Below are 25,575 nucleotides of genomic sequence, written 5' to 3'. Positions count from 1 at the left end.
CCTGGACCTGTGAACGAATTGCGCACATACGCATTCATCTCGCGTCGCACGGTCGGTACTCCATCACCGTGGACGATAGTGTCGCAGCACCCCTCGCTCAGGATGCTCGGCCTGTACGGACCGGAGGAGGTTGATGATGACCGGTGGGCCTCTCACATCGCGGAGGGTGATGCTGGGCCTCGGTGGAGCCGCCGCCCTGTCGGCGTTCACGCAACCGCCCTCGATCGCAACTGCGGTCGAGGGCGATCCGCTTGAGCAGAGAATTGAACAAGTCGCTGTCTTCATCTCGGCGGATAGGTTCGACGGCTTGTATCCGGATGGTTCACAGGACTCGACCGCCGGGCTCGTCGCGGCCATCAGTTCTGTGCCGGCATATGGAACTGCGATCATCGCACCCGGTACGTACGCGGTGAGCGGACCCATCAATGGGGACCGTGTCAATATCCGACTCTTTGGCTACGGCGCGACGCTCATCCAGAGCGCGAAGTCGCCAGTCATCGCCGGCGCTGGACGCTGGGGGACCCCGTACTCGATCACCCGGTTGACGGTCGTGGACGAGCCGAGCAACGACCCCTCGGTAGGGCCGGGGAAGTCCGTGAAGCTGACGGTCCAGGGAGCGCCCACCTGGCGAGCGGGCGAGATAGTCAAGCTCGTGAGCGATGACGTCATCCCCGAAGCGCGAACTCCTTCCGGCGACACGGCCTCCCGTCTCGGCGAGCATGTCGTCATCAAGCGAACGAATGGCCAGAGCGCTTACACCGTCGGCCTCCTACGCGAGGCCTTCGCGACCAACGTCAGGGCCGTTTCGATCCCCACGGACTGGATCGAGATCGAAGGATTCACGCTTCGCACGGCCGATGCGGGTCTGAGCACCGCTGGAGGATTCGGCCCGCTGATCACACTCACAGGTCTGTTTCGCCCCCGGCTCAACCACCTCAGGTGCCCTCAGGCCGGCGCGGCCGTGCTGCAGTTCAACGGGTGCTTCGCTTATCTGGTGAACGGCATCGACATCGGTTACGCCGCCAACAACACGCAATCGAATCCTTACCAACTCGGCTATGGCGTATACGACAATGCGTCGGCGTACGGCATGATCCAGGATTCAACGTTCCGCTACGTCAGGCACGCCTACACCGACGACACACCGCGGATGCCGGCGGGCACGAAAGAGTTTTGGAACCTCGGCAGGACTTACGCCGCAACGGTCACAAACTGTCATTCGATCGGCAGCTCCGGCACGGCCTTTGACACGCATCATGCAAGTGAGCAGAGCCAGTTCTTCCGCTGCTCTGCCGTAGGTGGCGGCGCCGGAGCCGCAGCCTTCGGGCTACGCGGCAAGCGGCACATCGTTTCGCACTGCCTAGCAGAAGGCATGGAGATCGGCGTATCCGTCTTCACCGAGGCGGAGCGAGGCGGGCGCTCCTGGGGGCACCGCATATCCGACATGCGGCTGGTCAACATCGCGAAGACCGCCCTGCACTTCAATATCCATCCCACCGGTCACCCGAACGCGCATGCGCGCGATCCGGAGGTCAACGCCTTCGTCGACCGCGTGTCGATCGATCAGTCCCGATGGGCGATCGACGCTGTGAACGCGAAAGTGGCGATAACGGGCGCCACGGTCAGTTTAGGGGCCGGATTGGCCAGCGAAACCTATGCGCTCATACGAAACCGCAATTCCGCCATAACCCTTACAGACTCCCGGTTCGATCTCCGATCGAACGAGAACGGCGCGATCCAGTACTGCTGGGGGGCGGCATTATCGACTCCAGGAGTCTACAACGACATCACCCTGCGTCGCGTCACTGTGCAGCAATCGCAGAGCGCGGCTGAGCGCGCTGACCGGTTTTTCATCGGCGATTCGATTCAGGCCACGATGGACGATGTCGTCTTCGACGTCCCGCTGCGGATCATGCCCGGGTCGGTCACGGGGAACAGCTCCATGCTCTGGAGAAATGAGTTCAGCCCGTCCATCGCCCGAAGCGATCTATCTTCGGCATTCCACTACTTCGAGGGAGACGTGACCGCACAGCTCACTGCGGTCTGGCTTTCCTGCGATCCGCACATCACCGTCCAGTTCAAGCCGTCGAGTAGCGAAATGGTGCTTGCACCGTTCGGCGTCGGGCGAAGGCGCGCTCAGCGACTGACCCTCTTCAGTACCGGCAGCGGAAGCGTCGTGATCAATCACGGCAACGCCGCGCGCACTCGAAACACCACGCTCGCGCCAGTGACTCTCGCTACCGACGCGGTGGCATCCTACTTCTGGGATGGATCGGTGTGGCGGCAGATCGGTTAGCGAGACCCGACCCAGCGCGGGATCCAACCTCGCAGGAAGCCGAACCGGTTCATGATGCGTCCGAAGCGGTCCATTTCTGGACGACGAGACGTCTAAAGTGGCGGTATGGTCCGCGACCACCAGCCCTGCTAAGCGAGGCTGGTCATGTATCTCGCCGTCAACGGCCGCCGGCGTGGCAGTCCCCTACACATGAGGAGCTTCCATGCGTCTGTCTGTGATCGGCTGCGGCTACCTGGGTGCCGTGCACGCCGCGGCCATGGCGTCGATCGGCCACGAGGTGGTCGGCATCGACGTCGACGCGCGCAAGATCGAGTCGCTCTCACGCGGTGAGGCGCCCTTCTTCGAGCCCGGACTGCAGGAGATCCTCACTGCGGGCATCGAGTCGGGCAAGCTCACGTTCACCACCGACATGTCCGCGGCCGAGGGGGCCAAGGTCCACTTCATCGGCGTGGGAACGCCGCAGCAGGCCGGCGGCTACGCGGCCGACCTGACGTATGTCAACGCCGCCGTCGATGGGCTGCTCCCCTACCTGACCGAGGGTGATGTCGTCGCCGGAAAGTCGACGGTTCCCGTCGGGACCGCGGCGGGGCTGGCCCCGCGGATCGAGGAGACCGGCGCGACGCTGGTCTGGAACCCCGAGTTCCTGCGCGAGGGGTGGGCCGTTCAGGACACCATCGACCCCGACCGCCTCGTGGCGGGTGTCCCCGAGGGACAACCCGGTCAGCGGGCGGCGGACATCCTGCGCGAGGTCTACCACCCGTCCGTCGCGAAGAACACACCGTTCATCGTCACCGATCGAGCCACCGCCGAATTGGTCAAGGTCGCCGCGAACGCATTCCTCGCCACCAAGATCTCGTTCATCAACGCCATGGCCGAGATCGCCGAGGTCACGGGAGCCGATGTCACCCAGCTCGCCGACGCGATCGGGCACGACGCGCGCATCGGTCGTCGCTTCCTCGGAGCCGGCATCGGCTTCGGCGGCGGATGCCTCCCCAAGGACATCCGTGCGTTCTCGGCGCGCGCCGAAGAGCTCGGAAAGGGCGAGTCGATCGCCTTCCTGCGCGAGGTCGACGCCATCAACCTCCGGCGCCGCGATCGCGCGGTGGAACTCGTAGTGGAAGCCTTCGGCGGCTCGGTCTTCAAGAAGAACGTCACTGTGCTGGGTGCGGCGTTCAAGCCGCACAGCGATGACATCCGCGACTCGCCGGCACTCGACGTCGCCGTGCGGCTGCACGGCCTCGGCGCCTGGGTCACGATCACCGATCCGGCGGCGATCGAGAACGCGCGTCGCATCCACCCCCAGCTCAACTACGTGGAGGACCGCGACGAGGCGCTGCGAGGCGCCGACGCGGTGATCGTGGTGACGGAATGGGACGAGTACCGGCGGCAGCTCTCACCCGAGCACGCGAGCACCCTCGCAACCGGGCGCATCATCGTCGACGGACGGAACTGTCTCGATGCCGCAGCGTGGCGTGCCGCGGGGTGGGACTACCGCGGCATGGGGCGCCCCTGACGGCTGAAGCCTGCGCAGGGCGCGTGCCGGCGAGCACGATCGCTCACGTCGCGCGCGCCCTGCTGCTCACGCCAGGTTGAGGACCGCGGCGACGACGATCCCCGCCACGATCAGCAGGGCGATGATCAGCATCCACCCCGGAGCGCCCCCGAACTCCCGCAGCAGGAACGGCTCCCGCGCGTCCTCGTAGCGACGCTGGCGCGCACGTGTTCGTCGACCCATCGCAGACTCCTCCTCTCGGACGAAGCTCCCCCGCCGCCACAGTAGGCAGGGGATGTTTCCAGGAGGCGTCCACACCTCGCCCGCAGGCATCCGGTCGTCCTGTCGCCGCAGGTGGGCGCATAACGCTCTTCGACACCCTGGTGGGTCGCGTAATGGAGCCCCCGGAAGTCGTCCATTAGACTCCCCTGAGGCTGCTCGCGACGAAGCTGCGGTCGACCACATCAATTTGACGTGATCGGACACCATGCCAAACGGAGCACTTCGACGCGCACTCACCGCGCATCTCGGCCCGGAGGCCACAGGCCACGGCCTCATCGGCGTGCAGGAATACCGCACAGCCGTCGTCAGCGCCCACCGCGTGCGCACCCCCACGTGGCGCTGGAGCGCGCAGCCTGCCGACCGTCCGCTGACCGCCGTCGTCTTCGCGTCGGAAGGAGGCCTCGCGCTCGGCGAGACGTCCCCGACTCGCCGCGCGGGCGTGCTGCTGCACAACACCCACACGGCGCTGCTGCGCTGGACGGCCGACGCCCTCGCGACCGTCGTCTGGCTCGACACCGACTCCGTCATCGACACGAGTGTGCCGCCGGCGCCTCAGCCCGTGGAACTCTCGCGCACCGCCCTCGCCACGGGACTGCACGGGTTCGCCGAGTCCATCGCGCAGCGGCCCGAAGTCCAGACCCGCGTCTCGGACTACGTCGTCGAGCGGCTGCTCGTCGAGATGGCCTACGGCGTCCTGCTCGAACATCGGGAGACGGATGCCGCGGGCTTCCACGCCGTCCGCCCGATGCACCGCGCACGCATGCTCATGCTGCTGAACCGGGCCGACCCCGAGTACGGACTGCAGGAGCTCTCACGAGACCTGCACCTGTCCACGCGCCATCTGCAGCGACTGTTCGCCAAGGAGGGCACGTCTCCTGCCGCCGAGCTGCGCAATGTCCGCGCCGAACTGGCCCTCTCCCTGCTGCGCGACCCGCAGTACGACGCCCTCACCACGTCGCAGATCGCCACGCACGCCGGCTTCACCAACGCAGCGGCGATGCGACGGGGCCTGCACGCCATCGGCGCCCCGACTCCGCAGGCCGCCCGCGCACGCTGAGACGGCCGCCGGTCACCGACGCGTCAATCCGCGACACGTCCCCGCTGTCGCGCGCCAGCGCGTCCATCTCCCTCGCCGCCGATCGGCAGAGTCGTGACGAGGTCCCGAATCCGACGGACCCCAGAGGAGCAGAGATGGTCGACAGTGAGGCGTCGCCGACCACCGGACCACTCGTCGCAGGCCGGCGGAGCGTCATGAAGACCGCCGCGTGGTCGCTGCCGGTGATCGCCATGGCGACCTTCAGCGTTTCCGGGGCGGACGCTCCCAACCTCGGGTCCACCCGCGGTGGCACCTCATCCGACGCGGCGAACACCTGAGGCGCCGCGGCCCGCTCAGAGAGGCAGGACCGGCCGCTCGCCGATCGATGCCGAGGGCCCGCGCTCGACGGGGATGAGCGCCCCGTCGCTGCCCACCCCCAGCGCGGCGACCGCGGCGACGACGACACCCTGCTGCAGGGCGGCGGGCTCGTGCGCCAGCCGGTACGAGGCGCCCGCACGCAGCGGCAGCACGACCGCCCCGGAACGGATGGCCGAGACGTCGCCGCCGGCGCGCTCGTGGGCCTCGATGTCGTCGAGCCAGAGCTGCGCGTACGCGGCGTCGCCTGCGCCTGCGTCGACACGCAGCACCGCCGCCGCAGATCGGGACGACGTCAGCACGAGCAGTCGCGCATGGGCCGAGGCTTCATCCGCTCCGCGTGCGCGCGCCATCAGTGTGATGAGGACCGAATGGTCCGAGTCCGAGACGTTGCGCACGGTGAACCCGCCGGCATCCGACCCCAACTCGATGCCGACAGCGGCGACAGGTTCGAGCGCAGGCACGCCGAGCCGCTGCGCGCGGTCTGATCCGGCGTTGTCACTTGGCGTCTCCCACAGACGCAGGCGTCGTTCCGACACGTTCTTCCCAGCGATGCCCCAAGCATCTTCTCGGCCTCAGGCCCACGGCATCCCACATGCCGCGACCGTCGGGTGTGGCCATCGATCGATGCGATCCTAGCCCCGGCGAGTCCGCCCGACGTGGACGGATCTGTGAAATCGAGCGGAAGTCCCGGAATGCGCCACCGACGCACCGTTTCGCGCCGGATGCCTGCTCAGCCGGCGGCCGGCGGGAACAGCGCGTCGCAGCTCGAATCGATGGTCACCGGGGTGGCGTTGGCGGTCGGCGTGTAACGCAGGTTCAGCGGACCGAGCTCGCCCTGCGGCAGCGCGACCGTGTACGACACGGTCACCGTCTCGTTCTTCGGCACGAACACGGTCTTGCTGAGCGCCGTGTTGCCCTTCTCGACACCGCTTCGCTCCCACCGTGCCACCTGACCGACCGCGGGGTCGGTGGAGGTGATCTGCGCGCCGGGCGGTGCGAAGAACAGCACGTCGAGCATCATGGTCGTCCGCGGCAGCCCGTAGTTGTCGTTGCGCCACCCGAGCGTGTACTCGCTCTTGATGTCGTCGGTGATGCCGTTGTGCAGCGTCATCGTGGTGGTGATGGTGCGGGCGGCGGGGTCGCACGAGGCGTTGACCGTCGACGACAGGTGGTATTCGAGCTTGCCGACCGACGAGTCGTTGAGGTACATGCCGACCTGGGTCTGGGTCGTGTTGTCGGGCTTCAGCGCGCCGTCGAGGCCGAACTCGTCAGCGAGCGCCTGCGCGGCAGGGTCCGTGAACGAGAGGTAGACCCGCTGCTCCTCGGCCGACTGTTCCAGCGCGTCGAGCATCTTGAGCGGATCCCACGACGCCGCGGTGAGGTGGTCGAACACGCGCTTGGCCGTGTCGGTGAAGAACGCGTCGGATGTCGCCCCGTCGGGGTAGATCTCGTACGAGTCGCTCAGCAGCACCTTGACGGCGTTCTCGGCATTGAGCTGCTCGCCCGTATTCAGGGTCACAGGACCGGCGACGGCCAGCATGTGCGAGAGCACCACTGGGTCGATGGAGATCACACCGTCGAAGGACTGCCCGGTGGTGTCGGCGAAGATCGCCTGAAACAGCTGAGCCGTGGTCGGGAAGTCCGGGGTGAAGTTGTAGTCCTGGTTGTGACGGGTGAGCGTCGGCAGGTAGAGGCCGGTCGTCTCGGCGGGAAGCGAGATGTACTCGTTGCCCTGGGTGCCCGCCTCGTAGAAGGTCGCCGAGGTCGCCTGGTCGGCGTAGCCGAGCTTGCCGTCGGTCATCGTGACGATCATGCTCGAGGCCGGGTTGCCGCCGGTCGCGCGGATCTCGGCGTTGTTCTGGAAGATCAGGAGGTAGGTCTTCGTGCCGCCCGATCCGGCGATGTTCAGCAGCGTCGGGAGGTACTTCTCCGCCACCGCGAGCGCGGGGGCGGCATCGCCGATGACGTCGAGGATGTCGGCGATCGGCTCGCCCACCTCGGGCAGCAGCGACGCCCGGTCGATGGGAGCCACGAGCGCCTGCGCGTCGGCGAAGGCGGAGGCGATCTCGGGGATCGAGCCCTGCACCTGCCGGAACGGCTCGAGGTTGATGCCGCCGCCCTCGACGGTGAGCTTGTCGAGGTCGGCGGTCGACATGAACTGCATGCCCGGCGGCAGCGCCCGCAGCACCAGCACGTCCACCGCGCGAGTCACCCGCTGCACCGCGTCGACGTTCTGCCCCACGAACGGCACACGCGCGGCGATGTCCCACAGCGGGCCGTCCACCGTCTCGGCGGCCAGTTTCACATTCGCCGTGATGTCGGCGGCGGTCGCCTGCAGCTTCGTCTGGTCCTCCGACCCCAGCTGGGAGTTGAGGGCGGTGATCCCGGTCTTCGCCCGCTCCAGCGCGGACCGCGCGACCTTCGCCTCGGAGATGAACTGCATGGCCAGCACGCCCGCGATCACGCCGGCGACGAGCAGAACGAGGATGATCGAGAGCACCACCCACAGCCAGACACGACGCTTGCGTGGCCGTCCGACCGGCGCCGGATCGGGCTCGTAGAGGTCGGCCATGTCGTCGGATGCCGCCGCCGGGGCCGTGTCGGCCTGCACGGTCGCCTGACGCGCGTGACGACGCAGAGAGTTCTCCTCGCCCATCGGCGCATCTTCGGGTTGCACGGTGCCATGCTAACCGTCCGAGGTTGTGAGAACACCGCGACTTCACTCGGCGCGGGCCGCACCCCGCCGTCGGCGCTTGTCCCCCGAAAAGGGGACACCGCCTCGTCAAGAGCCGACGCCGACGGCTCGTAGGCTGGAAGGCACCCCGCGTCGTCTCCCCCGAACGTGACCTCTCTTGCTCCGTGCCCTTATGACTGTTCTTCTCGCCACCGTGATCGTGGCCGTCTGCCTACCCCTGGCGTTCTACGTCCTCGCCGTCGCCGGGTCGCGCGATTCCGTCCGCTACTACTACGGCACCTGACGACGCCCGCTCGGCGATCACCACGATCAGCAGCCCCAGCGCCGCCCCCAGCGTGTTGGCGAAGATGTCTCTCAGGCTCGCGGTGCGCTCGGCGAGGAACGCCGCCTGCCCGAGCTCGATGATCATCGTGACGGCGAGCGCCACCGGCACGACCAGTGCGCGGCGGCGCGGCAGCGCCAGCGCGAGCAGGACGCCGAGCGGCATGAAGAGCGCGACGTTCGCGGTGAACTCGACGACGTCGTACGACAGCAGCGGCACGACGCGCGCGATCTCGCGCAGCAGTCCCGTCGCGTCCCGATCCACCGGCGTCGGCCAGAACGCGATCACCGCCAGCACGGCACCGTAGAGGACGAGGAGGCGAAGGCCGGTCCGTCTCGCGCGGTCCGCGCCCCGATCGGGTGACCGGTCGAACGACAGGGGCGCATCCGTCATCGCGGCTCCCCTCGGTCGGGCGCCGCGACGATGCCGCGCAGTGTGCGGCGAGTCTACCGGCGGGAGCGGATATCGTGAGCCCGTGGCCGCACCAGACGTCGTCGTCTCGACCTCGCTCGAGCGCACCTACCGGTATCTCCGCATCGGCGTCGCCGGCACCGTGGTCGCGATCTTCGTCGCCATCGGCCAGGCCGCCGCGACCTATGGCTGGCTCACGACGGTCAGCGACTACTTCTACACGCCCGCCCGCAACGTCTTCGTCGGTGCGCTCATCGCCGTGTCGCTCGCCCTCATCGCGTTGTCGGGCCGCGGCGCAGAGCGGGCGCTCCTGGACGCCGCCGCGCTGTTCGCACCGCTGATCGCGCTCGTCCCGACGACGATCCCGCCGGACGCCGTGCCAGGGGTGGCCGTCTCGTGCGCGGAGCGCTGCTTCCCGCCGGAATATGAAGCGGATGCCGCCAACGGCGTCGCGGTCTACCTCGTGCTGGGCGTGCTCGTCCTGCTCGTCGCACTGCTCCTCGCGGCGCTGCGGCAGGTGTCGCTGCCCGCGGTGTGGCCGTCGCTCCTCATCGCGGCGGTCATCCTCGCCGCGACCGGGCTGACCTGGGCGTTCGCGCGCGACCTCTTCCTCCAGCAGGGCCACTTCGTCGCGACCACGCTCTTCTTCGCACTGTTCGCCGCGGTGGCGCTGCGCAGCGCCTTCCCCCGGCGAGGACCCCGGCCCGCGCCCGTCTTCCGAGTCCTCTACACCGCGATCGCGGTCGGCCTCGTGCTGGTGCTCGTGGCGTACGTCATCCTGCTGCCCCAGGCGGACGGCTCCGGCATCCCGATCGTCCTCATCCTCGAGGCGGCCGCCCTCACGCTGTTCTTCGCGTTCTGGGTGGTGCAGGGCCTCGAGAAGTGGTCCGACCCCGACCCGACGCTCATCGCCACCTGACGGTTCACGACGCCGGGGAGGGTCAGGCGGCGCCCGACTCCGCCTCCGCCACCTCGACGACACGGCGGACGCCGGCGGCGGGATGCGCCGTCACGAGGATCGGCAGGTGGTCGCTGAGCCCCTGCGGGAGCGTCCGCACCCGGTCGATCTCGAACCCGATCGACGTGGCGAAGTCGTAGTGGCCGCGGAAGAAGCGGTACCGCGTGTACGTGCGCGAGTCGCTGAGGTTCAGCTCGTACCCCTGCTCGCGCACGTGCTGGCTGAGGTGCTCCTTGAACACCGGATAGTTGTAGTCGCCGACCATGAGCGCCGGCAGCCCCTCGCCCAGCTGCTGCAGCTCGGACAGCGCCGTGCGGATCTGGTGGCGGCGCAGCGAGTTGAGCGCGGTCAGCGGCGCCGCGTGGAACGAGGCCACGATGAGGTCGGTGTTCTCGTCGATGTCGTGCAGCCGCACTCCCAGCAGCCTCTCCTCGGCGGGCTTGAGCACCCGGTCGTGCAGCGACTTCTTGAGCGCCAGCGCCCGCACCTCGACGGCGCGATACGTGTTCTCGCGGTAGTACACGGCGAGGCCGAGACGGTTCCGCTGGGTGGAGTCCGCCAGACGGAGGCCCGAGATCTCGTCCGGGATGTCGGACGTGTCGGCCTCTTGCAGACAGAGCACGTCGGCGCCGTGACGCTCGACCAGATGCATGAGCTCACCGGCTGCCCGGTGCTTGCGCAGGTTGTACGAGATGACCTTCATGTCGGGGGCCAGCCTATTCCGCAGGCCCGGGCGCCGGGTGGCCTTGACAAGACCATGTCGTGACTTCTCACCACGCTCCGAGCATCGCGCACGGGATGTACGAAAACGGGATGCCCCGCCTCTGAAGTGGTGTGCCGCACTACGGCGCCCGACCGTGAACCGTCACGACAGACCCGACCCAGGAGGATCCCATGTCCGCTTCCGCTTCCGCCGGCACCGTCCGGGCCGACCTCACCGACGCCCTCACCGCCAGCCGCACCGCACGCGAGGCCGCCGAGCGCGAGCTGCGCCGCAGCGTGGCCGCCCGCACGCGCGCGGGCGAGGCGCTCGAGCGCACGGCCCAGCGCCGCGGGCTCGACGAGGACGAGCGCGCGCGGCTGCGCGCCGAGTACGCCGCCGCCGACCGCGTCGTCGGCGAACGCCGGGCCGCGCTCGAGAAGGCCAGCGAGTTCGAGCGCGCCGCGACGATCGTCGCCCGCGCGTTCGAGGCCGAGGCGTCCTCCGCCAGTCCGCTCGCCGCCGCCCTGCTCGAGCTGGTGGGCTCGAAGACCGGTGCCGCCTCGCGCGCCCGCTCCGCAGCACCTGCGGTGCGCCGCGCCGCACCGGCGGTGCGCCTGCGCGGCGCGCGTCCCCGGACGGCCTGAGCCCCGCGACGGCTCGGAGGCGAGGCGGTCGGTCGGATCCGCGCACGCGTCGTGGATTGACGCCCGACCAGGCATTCGCGGGTTGTGTAGCATCGGGAGTACTTGCGACGCGTCGGGGTCCGCTGCTGGGGTCGGTGATCGGTGCACGCTGTCCAACCGCCTGAGAGGACGCACCTCCCATGTCGACCCCACCCGACGTGCCGAAGACCGCCGTCATCATCGAGGACGATGCCGACATCCGTCACGTGCTGGCCGAAGTGCTCGAGTCGTCCGGGTTCTCCACCGTCTCGGTGGGCAACGGGATCGACGGCGTCCGGGCCGTGCTCACCTACCAGCCCGTCCTCACCACGATCGACGTGAACATGCCGGGCATCGACGGCATCGAGGCGGCCAAGCGCATCCGCGCCCAGTCCGACACCCTCATCATCATGCTGACGGGACTCAACGACGAGGCGGACGTCATCGCGGGCCTCGGCGCCGGCGCCGACGAGTACCTTCCCAAGCCCTTCCGGCCGCGGGAGCTCCGCGCCCGCGTGGAGGCGCTGATGCGTCGCGCCCGCACGAGCACCGAGCCGGCCGAGCCGGTCGAGCAGACCACCACCTGGACCCCGGCGGTGCCGGAGTCTGCCGGGCCCGCGGTCGCGGCATCCGTCCCCGCCGTCGACGGTTCGGCGGAATGGCTCGCGCACCGCGATCTGCGGCTGCACCCCGAGAACCGCATCGTGCTCCTGGGCGCCGAGGAGCTCGACCTCACCCGCACCGAGTTCGACCTGCTCGCCACGCTGCTGGAGTCCCAGCGCCGCGTGCGCAGCAAGGCCGATCTCACCCTGGTGCTGCGCGGAGAGTCCTACGTCACCAGCTACTTCGTCGGCGACGCCGACAAGCGGGCGGTGGAGGCCCATATGACCAACCTGCGCCGCAAGCTCGGCGACAGCGCCGCCAACCCGCGGTACATCGAGACGGTGCGCGGCGTCGGCTACCGGCTGACCTCGGAAGCGGTCTGATCGACGGATGCCGCGGCGGAGGCATCCGCCCGCCCCAGACGAGCGGATGCCTCCGCGGCTGCGTTCCGGGAGAGTGCCCGCTTCCCCAAACGGGCACCCTCTCCGCCTCCCCCTCGCCGGGGCTCCCCTCCCCGGCGTCTTCCCCAGTTCTGATCCGCTTCGGGTCCGGATCAGACCTTGCACCCGCCCTTTCGACGGATGAGTCTGAAGAGCATGGACAGCGCCTGCCGCTCCGTCACGACCCGGCTGAGATAGCCGGCGCTCTCGAGCTGCCGCGACAGTGTGTCCGCGTCCTCGGAACCGTCGATCCATGGCGTGGACCGGTGGTTGTCGTTCATGACGTCGCGCAGCGCCTGCGTCAAGAAGATCGAGAAGAGGGCGCCGAGCGACGAGATCGCCGAGATGCCGCCGATGCGGCTGTCGGAGGTCGCCTCGGCCTCGAGGTGCTCGACGGCCGTGACGTCGGCGACGACGTCGCCGTCGACACCCAGCAGGTAGTCGTGGCCCTCGACGAGCGTGTAGCCGTAGTTCAGCGCGCCGGCCCGCGTGCCGGGGATCCGTCCGATGTCGTGGACGAACACCTCGGTGAACTGCTCCCCGAGCTCGGTCGCGACCTCGTGCGGTCCCGCATACGAGGACGCGATGCCCACGGTGCGGTCGGACGTGTTGCTGACGACCACGTGGATGACGTCCGGCACCCGGGTCTGGCCGAGCAGCGCCTCGAGCACCTGGGCGATCGAGTCCTCCTTGTTGTGCGCCGGGACCACGCAGCCGATCGACGACCGATGCGCCGAGGTGTCATCGAGCACCGCCCCCAGGTCATCGGCGGACCCGCGCGATGCGGCGGTGTGCTCGGCGAGAGGGGTTCCCTCGCTGACGCGCATCGTCCGCGTGCTGCGGGTGAGCGGGACCTGGTCTGACACGTTCGTCGCTTTCGCTTCTCGGCCGGTCTCTCCGGCACGCACCAAGCATCGCCCGCCTACCGCAAGCGGCCTCCGAGGCGGCGCGAGCACCGGCGCAAGGTTTCCGCAAGAGATCCGCAAGAAGGCGTTCTCCGACTCTCTGTCACTTCGGCGGGGAGGGGCGGGCCGGGCCAATAGGATCGCGTCATGGCTACCGGGGCTGCACGACCAGTGTTCGTCGTGCGCACGCCCGATGCCCGCACCCGGTCGATCTGGCTGACCCAGCTCGTCCTGGCCGCGAGCGTGCTGATCACCGCCGTCCTCGCGATGGCGCTGCAGCCCGCGATCTTCGGCCGGTGGACCTTCCTCGTCGGAACGCTCGCGGTGGTGCTGCTCACGCTGGCCGTGCTCGCGCTGCCGTGGTCGCAGCTCCCCGCCTCCGCCGTGCTCGCGGTGCCCTTCGCCGACGCGGTCGCGATCGGCCTGCTCTCCAGCGACCTGGATCTGCGCCTCGGCTACCTCTGGGGCTTTCCCGTCATGTGGGTCGCCATGCACTTCCGCGCGACCGCGCTGGCGGCGATGCTCGCGCTCATCGGGCTCATCATCCTCATCGATTCGGCGATGCTCACGGGCACGATGGCGGCGCTGCGGGCCTTCGTCGTGCTGCTTTCACTGACGTTCATCGGGATCACGTCGCACCTGGCGCTGCGTCGCACCCGCGCCCTGCGCCGCCTGCTGCGCCGGCAGGCCGGCAGGCTCACGGCGACGCTCGACCGCCGCTCCGACCAGGAGCGGCGCACGACCGAGATCCTCAACGGCATCGACACCGGCATCGTGCGCATCTCCGAGGGCGGCGCCGTCCTGGCCGTCAACGACGCCTACTCGCGCCTGTACGGGCTCGACCCGCTGGATCTCACCCTGCCCGCGCGCTCCGTCGAGTACACCGGCCTGCGCGGCATGCCCGTGCCGTTCTCGGAGCGTCCGTTCGCACGCGCCGCGCGCGGCGAGACGTTCGTGGACGCGTCGGTGTGGCTCTTCACCGCGGGCGGCGAGTGGCGCGCCCTCTCGGTCACCGCCAAGCGCCTCGCCGCGCGCGGCGACGAGGAGTCCTCGATCCTCCTGCTGGTGCACGACGTCACCGCACTGACGTACGCCGAGCGCGAGCGGGAGCGCTTCACCGCGATGGCGTCGCACGAGCTGAAGCATCCGCTCACCGTCTTGATCGGCAACGCCGAGCTCGCCCTCGAGCTCGACGACCTGACACCGCGCACGCGCGAGCGGTTCCGGTCGATCGTCGCCGCAAGCGAGCGGATGCTGAAGATGACCGAGAGCCTCGGCTCGACGTCCCGCCGCGGGTTCTCCGGGCGCGACACGCTCGACGACCTCGACCTGCGCCAGATCCTCCTCGACTCGGTCACGTCGTTCCGCCCGACGGCCGCGGCCGGCGACATCGCGATCGACCTGCAGGCGGACGACCCGCTGTGGGTGACCGCCGACGGGTTCCGGTTGCGTCAGGTCGTCGACAACATCGTCAGCAACGCCATCAAGTACACGCCGCGCGACGGGCGGGTGCGGATCGTGGGAGCGACCGAGGGCGACACCGTGGCGCTCACCGTCTCCGACACCGGGATCGGCATCGGCGCCGATGACCTCCCCCTGATCCTGACGCCCTACTTCCGCACCGCCGAGGCGAAGAAGACGTCGGGCGGCACCGGCCTCGGGCTCGGCATCAGCAACGACATCGTGCGCGCCCACGGCGGCACCCTGACCATCGAGAGCGAGGCGGGCGCAGGCACCACGGTCACCGTGCGCCTCCCGCGGGCGGCGGAGCTGGAGACCGGCTCGGCCGCGTCGCGCAGCACGGAAGGACGAGCATGACCGACCTCATCGTCGGATCGGGCGTGGAGCTCCTCATCGCGCAGGCGGTGATCACGACGCTCGCCACGATGCTCACGATCGGGATCGCGTTCCTGGTGAGACCGGGAACGGCGACGCTGTACTGGAGCATCGCGTTCACCCTCGCGATGCTCGCGACCTACGGCGTCGTGGCCGGGGAAGTCTCCGGCTCCGAAGCGCTGCGCCGCGCCTCGCTCGGGGCGCTGATGGGCGCGCCGGCGTTCCTCTGGTCGGGTTTCCGAGCGGCATGGCGGTTCCGTCCGCTCGTCTGGACCGGAGCGGTGGTCGCCGCCGGCTCGGCGGTGACCCTCGCCGCCGTCGACGGCATCGTGTGGTTCACCGTGGCGTACCGCGCCGTCTTCTTCGCGGCATCCGTCTTCGCCGCCCTGTTCGTGATGGACTGGCTGTCGGCGGCCTCCCGGCGCAGCGACAAGCTGCTCCTGCCCTTCGGCATCGTCTCGATCGCCTTCTCGGTCACCGGCGCGGCGACCCTCGTCGCCGGCTTCGTCTTCCCGCCGTCGGGCGGCGACGACTTCGCCCTCGTGCGGCTGGTGTCATCGGTGGGGATGCTGGTGTACGTGGCGTGCGCGCTCATCGCCGTGGTCGGAACGACGGCCCGCGACAGCGGTCTCGGCCGCATCGCCACGGTCTCGACGGCGTGGCAGCAGTTCGAGCGGATCGCGCAGGATCGCCTGCTGCGCGCAGCGCGCACCTCCGAGCCCTGGTCGGTCGTGTACCTCAGCCTCGACGACGCCGCAGACATCCGCCAGACCGCCGGGGCTCCCGCCTTCGCGAACCTCTCGGAGCGGCTCGTCGACGAGGTGCGCGGGGTCTTCCCTGCGGAGTCCGACGTGGGTGCGCCCGCCCCCGGCGCCGTGGTCGTCCTCGTCCCCCGGCCCGACGCCGCCGTGCGCGACCTGCTGCGCACCAGCCTCGAGCGGGTCACGTCGCTCGACGTGCACGGCGCCATGCCCATCCGGCCGACCGCGAGCGCCGGCTGGGCGCCCGCCTCGGTGCTCGGGTACGAACTGGACGCGCTGGTGTACACCGCGCGGGAGGCCGCGGCGCTGGCGAGCGAGAAGGGCGGCGACCGGTGGGAGCGCGTCGGCGCCACCGTCGTCGAGCGGCTGCTCAGCCAGTCGGAGCGACAGTGAGCGATGCCCGGCGCGTCCGTCCGGCTCAGCCGCGCGGGCCGAGGGGGCGTGTGGAACAATTCGGGCAGGTGCGACGCGAGGAGACAGCATGAGCGAGGCCATGTCGGCAGCCGCCGTGGTGATCGAAGACGACGACGTCGTGCGGGATCTGCTGGTCGACATCTTCCAGTCGGCGGGCTTGACCGCCTTCGGCGCATCCTCGGGCGCGGAGGGGATCGAAGCCGTGGCGGTCCACGAGCCCCTCATCACGACGGTCGACATCAACATGCCCGGGATCGACGGCCTGGAGACGACCCGGCGCATCCGCGATCGCAGCGCCACCCACATCATCGTGGTCTCCGCGCTCACCGATGAGGCGGATGCCGTGCTCGCACTCTCGTCGGGGGCCGACGACTTCGTCGCCAAGCCGTTCCGCGCCCGCGAGTTCCGGGCGCGGATCGATGCCGTGCTGCGACGGTCCAAGGCGGTCGCGCCCTCGCCGAAGGCCGGTGCCGGCGACTCGAGCGCTTCTCCGAGCCCGCCCGCGCCCGCCTCCGACGGGGCGGCGCTCGTGCACGACGACCTGGTCGTCGACCCGTCGACGCGCATCGCGGAGCGCGGCGGCGTCGACGTCGGCCTCACCCGCACCGAGTTCGACCTGCTGGCGGCGCTGCTGTCGACCGGCCGCCGGGTGCGCACCAAGGAGGAGCTGGTGCGCGTGTCGCGCGGCGAGAGCCGTGGCGCGGCCGACGCGCCCGTGACCGAGGTCGAGATGCGCACGATCGAGACCCATATCGCCAAGCTCCGACGGAAGCTCGGCGAGGACCCGGGCGATCCGCGGTACATCGAGACCGTGCGGGGCGTCGGCTACCGCCTCACGTCCGCCGCCGCGCGCGAATAGGCGGTCGGCGTGCACGCCACGACGGAACTCACCCGGTCCTCCGACCCGGTCTACGATCCCCGCGAGACGGACAGCCGCGTCCACACGGTCTGGATCTGGCAGCTGTCGTTCGGGGCCGTCGTGGGGATCATCACCGTCCTGACGGCGATCATGGATCCGCAGGTGCTGGTCGTGCCGCCCCTCGCGATCGGCGTCGCCGGCGTCTTCGTCACCACGGTCGCCGCGCTGATCGTCCCCTGGCACAAGTACCCCGAGTCCGCCGCGACGGTGCTGCCCTACCTCGACATCATCTGGGTGGGCCTGCTGACCTTCGGCACCGACCTGCGCCTCTCGCACCTCTGGGTCGTCCCCATCGCGTGGCTGGCGGCGCTGTTCAGCCTCGGGCGGCTCGCCGTCGGACTCGCGCTCGTGGGCGCGATCGGCGTCGCCGAGATCCTGGCTTCGGGCACCACGCCCGCGAGCGCCCTCCGCGTGCTCATCGTGCTCCTGGCGCTCGCGTTCGTCGGCGCGACGGTGCATGCCACCGCCCGCCAGGGCCACGCCTACCGCACGCTCCTGCGTCGTCAGGCCCGACGCATCCGTCACTCTCTCGACACCGCCTCGATCGAACGGCGGCGCGTGAGCGAGACCCTCGACGGGGTTCACATCGCCATCGCCCGCATCAACCGGTCCGGGGAGCTGATCTCTTCCAACACGGCGTACCGCGAGCTCTACGGACTGGACGGGGCCGACCCGAGTCAGCCGCCCCGCTCGATCGAGTACGACGGGCTGCGCGGCACGGCGCTGAGGGAAGGCGCCCGGACGTACGCACGGGCCGCGCGGGGCGAGGAGCTGGATGCCGAGCGCGTGTGGCTGTACGACGTCGAGGGGAACTGGCACGCGCTGTCGGTCACGAGCCGGCGTCAGGAGCCGCGCCAGGACGAGGAGCCGAGCACGGTGCTGATCGCCGAGGACGTCACCGGCCTCCTGACGGCGGACCGGCGACGCGATGCGCTGGCGGCGGTCATCTCCCACGAGCTGCGCAATCCACTCACCGGCATCCTGGGCCACGCCGACCGGCTTCTCGAACGCGACGACCTCGACTCCGACGTGCGGCGGCGCCTGGCCGTCATCGAGGAATCGGGCGAGCGGATGATGCATCTGATCACCTCGATTCTCTCGGCGCCGACCGACGCGACGACCCGCGCCGACCGCGACGCGCGCGCGGTCACCGACCTCCGGGCGATCCTGGACGCCTCGGTGGAGTCGTTCGCTGCGAACGCCTCGGAGCGGCGGGTCGCGCTCTCGCTCTCTCCCGGCCCGCCGGTGCTGATCTGGGGCGACGCATTCCGCCTCCGCCAGATGGCCGACAACCTGCTCGGCAACGCCGTCAAGTACACACCGCCCGGCGGGACGGTGGAGGTCTCGGCACGACGTACGGGCACTGATGTCGAGCTCGTGGTCGCCGACAGCGGCATCGGCATCCCCGCCGCAGACCTCCCGCGCGTGTTCGACCACTACTTCCGCTCCGCCGCCGCCGTCGACAGCGGCATCCCCGGAACGGGCATCGGCCTGCAGATCGTGCGCGACGTGATCGAGGCGCACGACGGGACGATCGACATCGCCAGCGAGCCCGGCACGGGAACGACCGTCACGGTGCGCATCCCCGCGGAGGCCTCATGACCTACTCGAGCCTCGACGACGCCGTCGTGCTGGCGGTCCTGGCGACGCTGATGTCGATGATCATGATCGGGCTCGGATTCCTCTACCGCCCACGCCTGGCGACCCTCCTGTGGTCGCTCATGTTCCTCCAGGTCACGCTGTCCGCCTACGGCACGGTCGTCGCCAACGCGGCATCGCTGCACCAGCTCGCCGACGCCTCGGCCGGCTTCGCGCTCGGCGCGCCGGCGCTGGTCTGGTCGGGGCTGCGGGCCGACCAGGACAAGCGATCGCTGCCCTGGCTCGGCCCGGCCCTCGGGGTCGTCGCCGGCGTCGCGTACGCGGTCACCGACGGCACCGACGCCCACACGCTGGTGTTCTCGCTGGCCTACGTGGCCTCGGCGGCGCTCGCCGCGCTGTCGGCGCTCGAGCTGCTGCACCGCGACGAGCGCAGCATGGGCCGGCTGCTGCCGCTGACGATCGCCTCGGCGACGCTTCCCCTCATCGCCGTGGCCAGTCTGATCGCGGCCACGGTGACGCTGGGCTCCCACCTCACCGCCCCGGCGCTGCCGGACCTCAAGGCGATCGGGCTCCTGGCCTACCTCACCTGCGCGATCGTCACGCTGCTGTCGCTCGCCCGCTCCCCCGACGCCGCGGGGTCCGAAGAGCCCGCCGACCCCTTCCCGGCCGTCGCCGCCGACCGGCTCGCGCGCGCGCGGGAGTCGAACGAGTCCGGGTGGTCGCTGCTGAGCGTGTCGCTCGACGACACCGACTCGCTGCGCGTCGCCGGAGGCGAGGTCGCCTTCCGGCGGATCCTCGCGCGGTTCCGCGCCAACGTGCGCGCGTCGTTCCCCGCCGACGCCGACATCGGCGCCGACGGTCCGTCCGGCTACTTCGTGCTCATCTCCCGACCTGATGGAGCGATCCGGGACTGCATCCGCGACCTCCTCGACCGCGTCTCGACGGTCACCCCGGATCAGCCGCTCGCGGTCGAGTTCTCGACGAGCGTCGGCTGGGCCAAGACCGCCGACGGCGGGTACGACCTCGCGACCCTCAGCGCGGCGGCCCACGAGGCGATGGAGCGTGCGCAGCGCGCGGGCGGACACCGCTGGGAGCGCGCGCAGCCCGTCCGGTGAGGCGGCCTACTCCCGGTCGCGGCGCGCGCGGGTCTGCTCGGCGCGCTGCCCGAGCAGGTCGTCGGCGGGGTAGCCGACCTCCGTCAGGGTGAGACCGCGCGCGGCGAGCACCTTGACCTCCGGCACCCGCTCCCGCGCGTCGCGGATGTCGACCACGTCGTCGATGTCGAGCCTGCCCTCGCCCACCGCGACGCACGCGCCGACGAGCGCGCGCACCATGCTGTGGCAGAACGCGTCGGCCTTGACGTTCGCGACGAGGACGCCGGCGCCGTCGCGTCGCCAGTCGAACTCGAGCAGCGTGCGGATCGTGGTCGCCTCCTCGCGGGGCTTGCAGTACGCGGCGAAGTCGTGAAGCCCGATGAGCGCGCGGGCCGCGGCATCCATCGCCTCTGCATCCAAGGAGGCGCGCACCGACGTGGTGCGATGACGCTCGAGCGGGTCGTACCCGGTCACGGTGTCGCCGATGCGGTATTCGTACCGACGCCACACCGCCGAGAAGCGCGCGTCGAAGCCGACCGGCGCGATGCGGGAGCCGAGGACGGCGACGTCGGCGTACGCGCCCACGACCCCGCTCATCCGTGCGGCCAGCGCCGCGGCGCGGTCGTCCGGCGATTGCGCGCCCGCGCCCGGCCGGGCGTGCCTGGCGAGCATGCGGCTCTGCTGGGCGTCGTCGAGGTCGACGTGCGCCACCTGCCCGGTGGCGTGGACGCCCGCGTCGGTGCGCCCGGCGACGACGAGGCGGGGGTCGCCGCCGACGACGCGGGCGAGCGCGGACTCGAGCGTCTCCTGCACGGTCCGCAGCCCGGGCTGACGCGCCCACCCGCGGAAGTGCGTGCCGTCGTAGGCGATGTCGAGCCGGATGCGCACGGAGTCCACCCTATTCGCCCGCCGCGCGGTCGCCTCGCGCGGCCCCGACCCGCGGGCGGGTGCCGTGCGTCCTGAGGCGGGCCGCGTAGACTTGCCGTTTCCCCTCCTCGTACAACCAGCCATGACGTCGACTGCGCCCGCCGTTCGCCCCGCCGCCCGCTTCGCGGGACTGGACGGGCTCCGCGCGATCGCCGTGATCCTGGTGGTGCTGTACCACCTGTTCCCGCCCGCCGTCCTTCCCGGCGGCTTCGTCGGGGTCGACGTGTTCTTCGTCATCAGCGGGTTCCTCATCACGAGCCTGCTCCTGCGGGAGCATCACGCCACGGGCCGAATCGCGCTCGGCCGGTTCTGGCAGCGCCGCGCGCGGCGGCTGCTGCCGGCGCTGGCCCTCGTCGTCGGCGTGTGCTCGACGCTCGCCTGGGTCGTCGGCGGAGACGTGCTGGTGCGCCTGGGCGCGCAAGTGGTGGGCGCCGCCACCTTCAGCTACAACTGGCTCTCCATCGCCGGCGGAGAGGCGTACTTCGCCGCGACGACGCCGGAGCTGTTCCGCAACGTCTGGTCGCTCGCGGTCGAGGAGCAGTTCTACCTGCTGTGGCCGCTGCTGCTTCCGCTGCTGCTCCTGCTGCCGGGCGCACGTTCCCGCGCGACCCTGGCCGCGGGCCTCGCCGCCGTCTCAGCGGTCTGGATGGGCGTGGTCGTCACCGGCGCCGACGACCCCACCCGCGCCTACTTCGGCACCGACACGCACGCCTTCGGGCTGCTCCTGGGCGTCGCGCTCGCCTTCGCGCTGCCGCCGCTGCTGCGGCGGCCGTTCGCGCTCTCGCCGGTCGCGCGGCACCTCACCGGGGCGGCCGGCGTGCTCGCGATCGGCGGTGTCGTCGTGCTGGCGTCGATGCCGCCGCAGGACGGCGCCGCCACCTTCCCCGGCGCGCTCCTGGTCGCGAGCCTGCTGAGCGCCGTCGTCATCGTGGCGGGCGTGTGGCCGGGCTCCTGGCTCGGGCGCGGCATCGACGCCGCGCCGCTGCGCTGGATCGGCGACCGCTCCTACGGCATCTACCTGTGGCACTGGCCGCTGCTGGTGCTCGCGGTCGCCGCGTTCGCGCCCGACGCCACCGTCGCCGCCGTCCCGGTGTGGCTGGGCCTCGGGGTGCTCGGCGTCACGGGCGCGGCATCCGCTCTCTCCTACCGGTTCGTCGAGACGCCCGTCCGCCGATGGGGCTTCGGCGCCTCGGCTCGGATGCTGCACCGGCGGCTCCGCGGCGGGCCTCGGGCGCGCCTGCGCGCGCTGGGCGTCGCCCTGGCGGGCGTGCTGGTGCTGGCCGGCACCGGCGCCGCGCTCGCCGCCGCGCCGGAGGAGTCCAGCGCCGAAGCCGCGGTCGAGGCGGGCCGCGAGGCACTGGCGGAGGCGATGCGTGAACGCCCTCCCGCCCCCGTGGCGCCTCCGCCCGGATCGGGACAGCAGACGGATGCCACGGCCGCCGCGCCCGCCCACGACGAGGTCGCGGGAGACCAGATCACCGCCGTGGGCGACTCCGTCATGCTGGCGTCGGCCGGCGGCCTCGTCGAACGCCTCCCCGGCATCGAGATCGACGCAGAGGTCTCGCGGTCGATGTGGGCCGGGCCCGGCATCCTGGGGTCGCTCGCCGCGACCGACCGGCTGCGCCCGTACGTCGTGGTGGCGCTCGGCACGAACGGCCCCGTCGACCCCGGCGCACTGGAGAAGCTCGCCGACGCGATCGGCCCCGAGCGCGGCCTCGTGCTGGTGAACGCCCACGCGCCGCGCGACTGGATCCCCGGCGTCAACGCCCAGCTCGCCGCCTTCGCCGACGCGCACCGCAACGTCATCGTCGCCGACTGGTCGGGAGCGATCGCGGCGCACGAGACCCTGCTCGCCCAGGACCGCATCCACCCCGGCGACGCGGGTGGCCGCATCTTCGCCGACACGGTCGCCGCCGCCGTCGACGAGCTCGCGAGGGAGCGCCGCGCCTACGCGGACGACCTCATCCGCGGCCTGCAGCTCGACCTCACGCCGTAGCCGCGGGGAGGCCGTGCGGCGGCCCCGCGACCGCGTGAGAGCGATGGGCGCACTCGGCGCGAGGGTCGCGCAGCGCGGGCAGATGCAGCGAGACCCGCCACCCTGACGGGTGACGGGTCTCGCGGTGCAAGGGTGGCCGGGCACGGATGCCGCGACCTGCCGGGCGGCGACGCCCGGCGTCCGATCACTCGGACTTCTTGTCGTCCTCGACGACGGCGTCCTCGGCGGCAGCCTCGGCGGCCTCGCCCTCCTCGGGCGACTCGGCGCCGGCCGCGGTGGCCGACTCCTCGGGAGTGGTGTCCTCGACGGGCTCTTCGCTCACGTTCGACTCCTCAGCGGTGGTCTCGTCGGCCGGGGCCTCGGCCGCAGCCGGGGCAGCGGCGGCAGCCGACTTCTTGGCCGACTTCGGCTTCGGGTTGACGGGCTCGAGCACGAGCTCGATCACGGCCATGGGCGCGTTGTCGCCCTTGCGGTTGCCGACCTTCGTGATGCGGGTGTAGCCGCCCTCACGGTCCGCGACCAGCGGCGCGATCTCGGTGAAGAGCTCGTGCACGACCGACTTGTCGCCGATGACCGACAGCACCCGGCGACGAGCGTGCAGGTCGCCGCGCTTGGCGAACGTGATCAGGCGCTCGGCGAGCGGACGCAGGCGCTTGGCCTTGGTCTCGGTCGTCTTGATCGACTTGTGGGTGAACAGCGCGGCGGCCAGGTTCGCAAGCAGCAGACGCTCGTGGGCGGGGCCGCCTCCGAGGCGGGGACCCTTGGTGGGCTTGGGCATTCTCAGTTACTCCAGTGTCTTAAAGGTCGAAAGCCGAAACTCAGACGGTCTCGTCGTCGTAGCCGCCGTAGAAGTGCGCGCCGTCGAACCCGGGGACCGAGTCCTTCAGCGACAGGCCGAGCGAGACGAGCTTGTCGCGCACCTCGTCGACCGACTTCTGACCGAAGTTGCGGATGTTCATCAGCTGCGTCTCCGAAAGGGCGACGAGCTCCGACACGGTGTTGATGCCCTCGCGCTTGAGGCAGTTGTACGAGCGGACCGACAGGTCGAGGTCCTCGATCGGCATCGACAGCTCGTTCGAGAGGACGGTCTCGACCGGCGCCGGGCCGATCTCGATGCCCTCGGCCTCGACGTTGAGCTCGCGGGCCAGGCCGAAGAGCTCGGTGAGCGTGCGACCGGCCGACGCGACGGCGTCGCGCGGGGCGATCGAGGACTTGGTCTCGACGTCCAGCACGAGCTTGTCGAAGTCGGTGCGCTCACCCGCACGCGTGGCCTCCACGCGGTACGAGACCTTGAGCACCGGCGAGTAGATCGAGTCGACCGGGATCTGGCCTGCCTCGGCGTACTCGTTGCGGTTCTGCGTCGCCGAGACGTAGCCGCGGCCGCGCTCGATCGTGAGCTCGAGCTCGAACTTCGCGGTGTCGTTGAGGGTCGCGATGACCAGCTCGGGGTTGTGCACCTCGACGCCGGCGGGAGCGGAGATGTCGGCGGCGGTGACCTCACCGGCGCCGGTCTTGCGCAGGTACGCGGTGATGGGCTCGTCGCGCTCGCTCGAGACGACGAGCTGCTTGATGTTGAGGATGATCTCGGTGACATCCTCCTTCACACCCGGGATGGTGCTGAACTCGTGGAGGACGCCGTCGATGCGGATCGACGTCACGGCCGCGCCGGGGATGGAGGACAGGAGGCTGCGACGCAGCGCGTTGCCGATCGTGTAGCCGAAGCCGGGCTCCAGCGGCTCGATGACGAAACGGCTGCGGAACTCCCCGACCTTCTCCTCGGTCAGAGTGGGACGCTGTGCGATGAGCACTATGTGTTCCTTTCGATCACGTGCCCGCTATATGACACGTGCGGTGGGTGAGGTGTTGAGTTTTACTCGGGGATGCCTCGGATCGAGGCATCCGTTAAGCGTGCGGTAGCCCTTCGACGGGCTCAGTGACCGATACGGATCCTGAGCCCGTCGAAGGGCGGGAAGTCAGACGCGGCGGCGCTTGGGCGGACGGCAGCCGTTGTGGGCCTGCGGCGTCACGTCCTGGATGGAGCCGACCTCGAGGCCGGCAGCCGTCAGCGAGCGGATCGCGGTCTCGCGGCCCGAGCCCGGGCCCTTCACGAAGACGTCGACCTTCTTGACACCGTGCTCCTGCGCCTGGCGGGCAGCGGACTCCGCGGCCATGCCGGCGGCGTACGGCGTCGACTTGCGCGAGCCCTTGAAGCCCACGCCACCGGACGATGCCCAGCTGATGACGGCGCCCGACGGGTCGGTGATCGAGACGATCGTGTTGTTGAACGTCGACTTGATGTGGGCCTGGCCCAGCGCGATGTTCTTCTTCTCCTTGCGGCGCGGCTTGCGCGCGGCGGACTTGGCCTGTGCCATTGCTTTGCTCTCCTGAACCTGGGGGCCGCGCCTTAGCGCGCCTTCTTCTTGCCGGCGACGGTGCGCTTCGGGCCCTTGCGGGTGCGGGCGTTCGTCTTGGTGCGCTGACCGCGCACCGGGAGGCCGCGGCGGTGGCGCAGGCCCTCGTAGGAGCCGATCTCGACCTTGCGGCGGATGTCGGCGGCGACCTCGCGGCGGAGATCACCCTCGACCTTGTAGTTGCCTTCGATGTAGTCGCGGAGTGCGATGAGCTGGTCGTCGCTGAGGTCCTTGACGCGGATGTTCTCGTCGATCTCCGTCGCCTTGAGGATCTCGTTCGAGCGGGTACGGCCAACGCCGTAGATGTAGGTAAGGGCGATCACCACGCGCTTGTCGCGCGGGATGTCGACGCCGGCAAGACGTGCCATGCGGCTCTCCTAGGAGTGAGTGGAGGTGTGGAGCAGCATCGGTGCCCGGGCCTCCGCCCGAGGTGTC

The 25,575-nt window shown here is 70.4% G+C and carries 24 protein-coding genes; 13 read left to right on the top strand and 11 right to left on the bottom strand.

Annotated features, from left to right (window positions below; all coding sequences use genetic code 11):
* Nucleotides 1-169 precede the first annotated feature (169 nt).
* Both V6R91_RS28760 and V6R91_RS28755 read left to right on the top strand, forming a co-directional pair.
* A complete protein-coding gene (locus V6R91_RS28760; RefSeq protein WP_442928198.1) occupies nucleotides 170-2,296 on the top strand; it encodes a hypothetical protein in 2,127 nt (708 codons plus the stop codon).
* Nucleotides 2,297-2,498: 202 nt separating this feature from the next.
* Entirely contained in the window at nucleotides 2,499-3,809 is a 1,311-nt protein-coding gene (locus V6R91_RS28755; protein WP_336398112.1) for a UDP-glucose dehydrogenase family protein, read from the top strand.
* A gap of 66 nt (nucleotides 3,810-3,875) precedes the next feature.
* Here V6R91_RS28755 and V6R91_RS28750 read toward each other — a convergent pair whose 3' ends face one another.
* The gene (locus tag V6R91_RS28750; RefSeq protein ID WP_336398111.1) at nucleotides 3,876-4,031 is read right to left on the bottom strand and encodes a hypothetical protein; all 156 of its coding nucleotides are present in this window, start codon (nucleotides 4,029-4,031) and stop codon (nucleotides 3,876-3,878) included.
* Between the two features lie 244 nt (nucleotides 4,032-4,275).
* On the opposite strand from V6R91_RS28750, the gene V6R91_RS28745 reads away from it, so the two are divergent.
* Both V6R91_RS28745 and V6R91_RS28740 read left to right on the top strand, forming a co-directional pair.
* Complete coding sequence (locus V6R91_RS28745) at nucleotides 4,276-5,127, top strand: AraC family transcriptional regulator (RefSeq protein ID WP_336398110.1); 852 nt, start codon at nucleotides 4,276-4,278, stop codon at nucleotides 5,125-5,127.
* A gap of 134 nt (nucleotides 5,128-5,261) precedes the next feature.
* A complete protein-coding gene (locus V6R91_RS28740; RefSeq protein ID WP_336398109.1) occupies nucleotides 5,262-5,444 on the top strand; it encodes a hypothetical protein in 183 nt (60 codons plus the stop codon).
* 15 nt (nucleotides 5,445-5,459) lie between these two features.
* Here V6R91_RS28740 and V6R91_RS28735 read toward each other — a convergent pair whose 3' ends face one another.
* The 3 genes from V6R91_RS28735 to V6R91_RS28725 form a co-directional block, all read right to left on the bottom strand.
* Complete coding sequence (locus tag V6R91_RS28735; protein WP_336398108.1) at nucleotides 5,460-5,945, bottom strand: hypothetical protein; 486 nt, start codon at nucleotides 5,943-5,945, stop codon at nucleotides 5,460-5,462.
* A 269-nt stretch (nucleotides 5,946-6,214) separates the two neighbouring features.
* On the bottom strand, nucleotides 6,215-8,161 hold the full coding sequence (locus tag V6R91_RS28730) for a DUF4012 domain-containing protein (RefSeq protein WP_336398107.1): 1,947 nt from the start codon (nucleotides 8,159-8,161) through the stop codon (nucleotides 6,215-6,217).
* 229 nt (nucleotides 8,162-8,390) lie between these two features.
* Complete coding sequence (locus V6R91_RS28725; protein WP_336398106.1) at nucleotides 8,391-8,894, bottom strand: VanZ family protein; 504 nt, start codon at nucleotides 8,892-8,894, stop codon at nucleotides 8,391-8,393.
* A gap of 82 nt (nucleotides 8,895-8,976) precedes the next feature.
* Here V6R91_RS28725 and V6R91_RS28720 point away from each other — a divergent pair, with 82 nt between their 5' ends.
* A complete protein-coding gene (locus V6R91_RS28720) occupies nucleotides 8,977-9,831 on the top strand; it encodes a hypothetical protein (RefSeq protein ID WP_336398105.1) in 855 nt (284 codons plus the stop codon).
* A gap of 22 nt (nucleotides 9,832-9,853) precedes the next feature.
* On the opposite strand, the gene V6R91_RS28715 is transcribed toward V6R91_RS28720, so the two are convergent.
* Nucleotides 9,854-10,573, bottom strand: a complete 720-nt coding sequence (locus V6R91_RS28715; protein WP_336398104.1) for an endonuclease/exonuclease/phosphatase family protein — start codon at nucleotides 10,571-10,573, stop codon at nucleotides 9,854-9,856.
* Between the two features lie 191 nt (nucleotides 10,574-10,764).
* On the opposite strand from V6R91_RS28715, the gene V6R91_RS28710 reads away from it, so the two are divergent.
* Nucleotides 10,765-11,217, top strand: a complete 453-nt coding sequence (locus tag V6R91_RS28710) for a hypothetical protein (RefSeq protein ID WP_336398103.1) — start codon at nucleotides 10,765-10,767, stop codon at nucleotides 11,215-11,217.
* Nucleotides 11,218-11,396: 179 nt separating this feature from the next.
* On the top strand, nucleotides 11,397-12,221 hold the full coding sequence (locus V6R91_RS28705) for a response regulator transcription factor (protein WP_336398102.1): 825 nt from the start codon (nucleotides 11,397-11,399) through the stop codon (nucleotides 12,219-12,221).
* Between the two features lie 170 nt (nucleotides 12,222-12,391).
* On the opposite strand, the gene V6R91_RS28700 is transcribed toward V6R91_RS28705, so the two are convergent.
* Nucleotides 12,392-13,144 (bottom strand): glycosyltransferase, encoded by a 753-nt coding sequence (locus tag V6R91_RS28700; protein ID WP_336398101.1) that lies wholly within the window; start codon nucleotides 13,142-13,144, stop codon nucleotides 12,392-12,394.
* 186 nt (nucleotides 13,145-13,330) lie between these two features.
* On the opposite strand from V6R91_RS28700, the gene V6R91_RS28695 reads away from it, so the two are divergent.
* From V6R91_RS28695 to V6R91_RS28675, 5 genes are all read left to right on the top strand, one after another.
* The gene (locus V6R91_RS28695; RefSeq protein ID WP_336398100.1) at nucleotides 13,331-15,001 is read left to right on the top strand and encodes a sensor histidine kinase; all 1,671 of its coding nucleotides are present in this window, start codon (nucleotides 13,331-13,333) and stop codon (nucleotides 14,999-15,001) included.
* A complete protein-coding gene (locus V6R91_RS28690) occupies nucleotides 14,998-16,173 on the top strand; it encodes a hypothetical protein (protein ID WP_336398099.1) in 1,176 nt (391 codons plus the stop codon). The genes V6R91_RS28695 and V6R91_RS28690 overlap by 4 nt, the downstream gene beginning before the upstream one ends.
* Before the next feature lie 88 nt (nucleotides 16,174-16,261).
* A complete protein-coding gene (locus V6R91_RS28685) occupies nucleotides 16,262-17,053 on the top strand; it encodes a response regulator transcription factor (RefSeq protein ID WP_336398098.1) in 792 nt (263 codons plus the stop codon).
* Nucleotides 17,054-17,062: 9 nt separating this feature from the next.
* Nucleotides 17,063-18,715, top strand: a complete 1,653-nt coding sequence (locus V6R91_RS28680) for a sensor histidine kinase (protein WP_336398097.1) — start codon at nucleotides 17,063-17,065, stop codon at nucleotides 18,713-18,715.
* Complete coding sequence (locus V6R91_RS28675; RefSeq protein WP_336398096.1) at nucleotides 18,712-19,827, top strand: hypothetical protein; 1,116 nt, start codon at nucleotides 18,712-18,714, stop codon at nucleotides 19,825-19,827. Before V6R91_RS28680 ends, V6R91_RS28675 begins: the two co-directional genes overlap by 4 nt.
* A gap of 6 nt (nucleotides 19,828-19,833) precedes the next feature.
* On the opposite strand, the gene truA is transcribed toward V6R91_RS28675, so the two are convergent.
* Nucleotides 19,834-20,694: a tRNA pseudouridine(38-40) synthase TruA gene (truA, locus tag V6R91_RS28670; protein ID WP_336398095.1), complete on the bottom strand. Its 861-nt coding sequence runs from the start codon at nucleotides 20,692-20,694 to the stop codon at nucleotides 19,834-19,836.
* A 121-nt stretch (nucleotides 20,695-20,815) separates the two neighbouring features.
* Between truA and V6R91_RS28665 the strand changes: the two genes are divergently transcribed.
* Entirely contained in the window at nucleotides 20,816-22,729 is a 1,914-nt protein-coding gene (locus tag V6R91_RS28665) for an acyltransferase family protein (protein WP_336398094.1), read from the top strand.
* A 184-nt stretch (nucleotides 22,730-22,913) separates the two neighbouring features.
* Here V6R91_RS28665 and rplQ read toward each other — a convergent pair whose 3' ends face one another.
* The 4 genes from rplQ to rpsM all read right to left on the bottom strand — a co-directional run bounded on the left by rplQ (nucleotide 22,914) and on the right by rpsM (nucleotide 25,508).
* Nucleotides 22,914-23,507 (bottom strand): 50S ribosomal protein L17, encoded by a 594-nt coding sequence (rplQ, locus tag V6R91_RS28660; RefSeq protein WP_336398093.1) that lies wholly within the window; start codon nucleotides 23,505-23,507, stop codon nucleotides 22,914-22,916.
* A 40-nt stretch (nucleotides 23,508-23,547) separates the two neighbouring features.
* Entirely contained in the window at nucleotides 23,548-24,537 is a 990-nt protein-coding gene (locus V6R91_RS28655; protein WP_336398092.1) for a DNA-directed RNA polymerase subunit alpha, read from the bottom strand.
* Nucleotides 24,538-24,702: 165 nt separating this feature from the next.
* On the bottom strand, nucleotides 24,703-25,101 hold the full coding sequence (gene rpsK, locus V6R91_RS28650; protein WP_018171470.1) for a 30S ribosomal protein S11: 399 nt from the start codon (nucleotides 25,099-25,101) through the stop codon (nucleotides 24,703-24,705).
* A gap of 32 nt (nucleotides 25,102-25,133) precedes the next feature.
* On the bottom strand, nucleotides 25,134-25,508 hold the full coding sequence (gene rpsM / locus V6R91_RS28645) for a 30S ribosomal protein S13 (RefSeq protein ID WP_336398091.1): 375 nt from the start codon (nucleotides 25,506-25,508) through the stop codon (nucleotides 25,134-25,136).
* Nucleotides 25,509-25,575: the final 67 nt, after the last annotated feature.

The sequence above is a fragment of the Microbacterium sp. CCNWLW41 genome, assembly GCF_037083505.1.
The sequence above is the reverse complement of the archived record's forward strand: the minus strand, read 5'-3'. Positions and strand labels throughout refer to the sequence as shown.